We start from the raw sequence: 3,634 nt of genomic DNA, 5'->3' as shown, positions 1-3,634 counted from the left end.
CGACCGCGGGGATGATCGCGGTCTGCCGGTCATCCGGCGACCGGGGCCCACGGCGCGCACCCACTTCGGAAGACCCGGTCGAACCAGTGTCCGGCCGGTCGTCGTGGTGTTTACTCACTGGCGGTACGGGCTCCGCTGCGTGCCGTCCGCCGTCCCCGGGATCCCTTCGGCGGGCGCGCGAGGCCCAGCACATACGACTTCACAAGATGATTCCAGCTGCAGGTCCGGCACACCTCGACCACGTGCACCGAGAACTCCGGGTAACGGGTGGCCAGCAGGACCAGTTCCTCGGCGGACCGCGCCGAACCCGACACCGCTCCCAGGTCGTCGCCGTAGACCCACGACACCAGGGTGAGCTGCTCCTTGCGGCAGATCGGGCAGACCACCGCGCTGGGCTTGCCGTGGAACTTCGCCGCCCGGAGCAGATACGGGTTGGCGTCGCACACCTCGGAGACCCCGGTGCGCCCGGAGTAGACCTCGGCCAGCAGGGAACGGCGCCGGAGCGCGTAGTCCACCACCTGTCGCTGCAATCGCACGGTGACCAGAGTACGTCGGGTCCGCGCGGGCCGGTGTGATGAACGCCCGTATCCCGCACCAACCGGCGCATTCGGGCCTCGCCGTAGCGCGCTGAAGTCTTACGATCGTCGCCGTGGCAACACGGCAGACCTCCGGAACCCGGGCGAAGGACAGCGACCGGGACGACGTCTGCCGCATCCTGGACGCCGCCCTGGCCGAGGGGCAGCTGTCGAGCGAGGAGCACCGGGAACGCGTCAGTGCGGCCACCCGCGCCGTCACGCTCGGTGACCTGCACGCGCTGATCGCCGATCTGCAGACCGCGAGCGCGCCCGTGCAACTGCCGGCGCTGAACAAGCCCGCCGGATTCGGCGGTCGCGCCCTGGCGGCGGCGGCACTGGGCGCGGCGGTGCTGCTGGGACTGGGCATCGGGTGGGGGGTGTACGGCAACACGAGTTCGCCGCTGAGCTTCACCTCCGACCCCGGCGCCAAGCCCGACGGCGTCGCCCCGCTGGTGCTGACCCCACCGCGCCGGCTGCATTCGCTGGGCGGGTTGAGCGGCCTGCTGGAACAGGCCCGTAGGAAGTTCGGTGACACCCTCGGTTACCGGCTGGTCGTCTACCCGGACTACGCGTCGCTGACCCGGGCCGATCCCACCGAGGATCGCCGCGAACTGGATTACAGCTACCGGGGCGGCTGGGGCGACCCGTCCAGTTCGGCCAAGAGCAGTGACGCCGTGCTGGTCGACCTGAGCGGCTTCGACGTCAAGGCCGCGGTCGGCATCCTGCGCGGGGCCCCCGAGACGCTCGGGATCAAAGACGGCGACGTCAAGTCGACCTATCTGATCGTCGACCCGGCCCGGGATCCGACGACGCCGGGGGCGCTGTCGCTGTCGGTCTACGTCTCCAGCGACTACGGCGGCGGCTATATCGAGTTCGCCGGCGACGGATCGGTCAAGCGCATCAATTACCCGTCCTGACCGCCGGATCCGGCGAGCGGTGTAGTTCCGCGAGCAAGAGCTCCGGCGGCAACAGAACAGGTGCCGTCGGGACGCTGAACGTTGGGCGAACATCAGGCCACTTGGGTTCTGTTATATCGGCGCGATACTATGGCCCGAACCGTCGAACGGTCGTAGCCACAAATCATTGCAGGAGGTGAATCGGTGCTTGAGCTTGCCATACTGGGCTTGCTGCTCGAGTCTCCGATGCACGGCTACGAGCTGCGGAAACGGCTGACCGGTCTGTTGGGCGCATTCCGGGCGTTCTCCTACGGCTCGCTGTATCCGGCGCTGCGGCGCATGCAGGCGGCCGGGTTGATCGCCGAGGACGCCGCCCCGGCGGGCACCCCGGTACGCCGGGCCCGACGGGTCTACCGGCTGACCGACGCCGGCCGCCAGCGCTTCACCGAGCTGGTGGCCGACACCGGACCGCAGAACTACACCGACGACGGCTTCGGGGTCCACCTGGCCTTCTTCAACCGCACCCCCGCCGAGGCGCGGATGCGGATTCTGGAAGGCCGCCGTCGGCAGGTGGAGGAACGCCGGGAGGGTCTGCGTAACGCCGTGACGCGGGCCAGCAACTCATTGGATCGCTACACCCGCCAACTGCACCAGCTCGGGCTGGAGTCCAGTGAGCGGGAGGTCAAGTGGCTCAACGAGTTGATCGCGGCCGAACGCGTCTCCCAGGGCCGCGCCGAACAGTCTTGACCCCTGCCCGGCGCGGGAATCAGCACAACACAAACAGCACGTCAGCAGTGACAGCAAAGAAGGAGAACGTCGGAAATGACTGAGCAAACGACGGATGTGCGGGTCGCCATTGTCGGCGTCGGTAACTGCGCCTCCTCGCTGGTCCAGGGCGTGCAGTACTACCAGAACGCCGACGACAGTTCGACGGTGCCCGGTCTGATGCACGTGCGATTCGGTCCGTATCACGTCCGCGATGTGAAGTTCGTCGCCGCGTTCGACGTGGACGCCAAGAAGGTCGGCTTCGACCTGTCCGAGGCCATCTTCGCCTCGGAGAACAACACCATCAAGATCGCTGACGTGCCGCCGACCAACGTGGTGGTGCAGCGCGGTCCCACCCTCGACGGCATCGGCAAGTACTACGCCGACACCATCGAGGTCTCCGACGCCGACGCCGTCGACGTGGTCTCGGTGCTCAAGGAGGCCAAGGTCGACGTGCTGGTGTCCTACCTGCCGGTGGGGTCCGACGAGGCCGACAAGTTCTACGCCCAGTGCGCCATCGACGCCGGGGTCGCGTTCGTCAACGCGCTGCCGGTGTTCATCGCCTCCGACCCGGTGTGGGCCAAGAAGTTCGCCGACGCCGGCGTGCCGGTTGTGGGCGACGACATCAAGAGCCAGGTCGGCGCGACCATCACCCACCGCGTTATGGCCAAGCTGTTCGAGGACCGCGGCGTCACGCTGGACCGCACCTACCAGCTCAACGTCGGCGGCAACATGGACTTCAAGAACATGCTCGAGCGCGAGCGCCTGGAGTCCAAGAAGGTCTCCAAGACCCAGGCCGTCACCTCCAACCTGACCGGCTCGCTGGCCGGCAAGGTCGAGGACAAGAACGTGCACATCGGTCCGTCCGACCACGTGGCCTGGCTCGATGACCGCAAGTGGGCCTACGTGCGGCTGGAGGGCCGCGCTTTCGGCGACGCGCCGCTGAACCTGGAGTACAAGCTCGAGGTGTGGGACTCGCCGAACTCGGCCGGCATCATCATCGACGCAGTGCGCGCGGCCAAGATCGCCAAGGACCGCGGCATCGGCGGACCGATCATCCCCGCCTCGGCCTACCTGATGAAGAGCCCGCCCAAGCAGCTGCCCGACGACGTCGCACGCGCCCAGCTCGAAGAGTTCATCACCGGCTAGCAGTCGACTCTGCACTGAGGGCGTGACCCACTCGCACTTCTACGCCATGGTTGCAGTGTGAGCGAGGAACTGAGCGACGAGTTCGCCCTACTGGCCGGCAACGCCGAACAAGCCGGTGTCACCGGCCCGCTGCCGGCCGTGCAGCGCATCCAGACCGCAGCCGTCAGCGCGCTGCGGTGGGGAACCGAGCCGCCGCGGGTGGTGTTCCTGCACGGCGGCGCGCAGAACGCGCACACCTGGGACACCGTC

4 protein-coding genes and 1 pseudogene are annotated in these 3,634 nt (G+C 67.9%); 4 read left to right on the top strand and 1 reads right to left on the bottom strand.

Translation table 11 applies throughout. The annotated features are described in order from the left end of the window. Window positions 1-110: 110 nt before the first annotated feature. Window positions 111-536, bottom strand: a complete 426-nt coding sequence (locus DQP56_RS23155) for a DUF5318 family protein (RefSeq protein WP_041319268.1) — start codon at window positions 534-536, stop codon at window positions 111-113. A gap of 113 nt (window positions 537-649) precedes the next feature. Between DQP56_RS23155 and DQP56_RS23150 the strand changes: the two genes are divergently transcribed. The 4 genes and pseudogenes from DQP56_RS23150 to DQP56_RS23135 form a co-directional block, all read left to right on the top strand. Next, window positions 650-1,492, top strand: a complete 843-nt coding sequence (locus tag DQP56_RS23150) for a DUF1707 SHOCT-like domain-containing protein (RefSeq protein WP_112689379.1) — start codon at window positions 650-652, stop codon at window positions 1,490-1,492. A 183-nt stretch (window positions 1,493-1,675) separates the two neighbouring features. Beyond that, complete coding sequence (locus DQP56_RS23145) at window positions 1,676-2,218, top strand: PadR family transcriptional regulator (protein ID WP_013831235.1); 543 nt, start codon at window positions 1,676-1,678, stop codon at window positions 2,216-2,218. Between the two features lie 75 nt (window positions 2,219-2,293). Continuing rightward, the gene (locus tag DQP56_RS23140) at window positions 2,294-3,385 is read left to right on the top strand and encodes an inositol-3-phosphate synthase (protein ID WP_112689377.1); all 1,092 of its coding nucleotides are present in this window, start codon (window positions 2,294-2,296) and stop codon (window positions 3,383-3,385) included. A 57-nt stretch (window positions 3,386-3,442) separates the two neighbouring features. After that, window positions 3,443-3,634: pseudogene (locus tag DQP56_RS23135) on the top strand (alpha/beta fold hydrolase); the annotation flags it as partial.

This window comes from Mycolicibacter senuensis (genome assembly GCF_003284925.1).
GTDB lineage: Bacteria > Actinomycetota > Actinomycetes > Mycobacteriales > Mycobacteriaceae > Mycobacterium > Mycobacterium algericum_A.
This window is presented reverse-complemented; position numbering and strand designations above follow the sequence as displayed.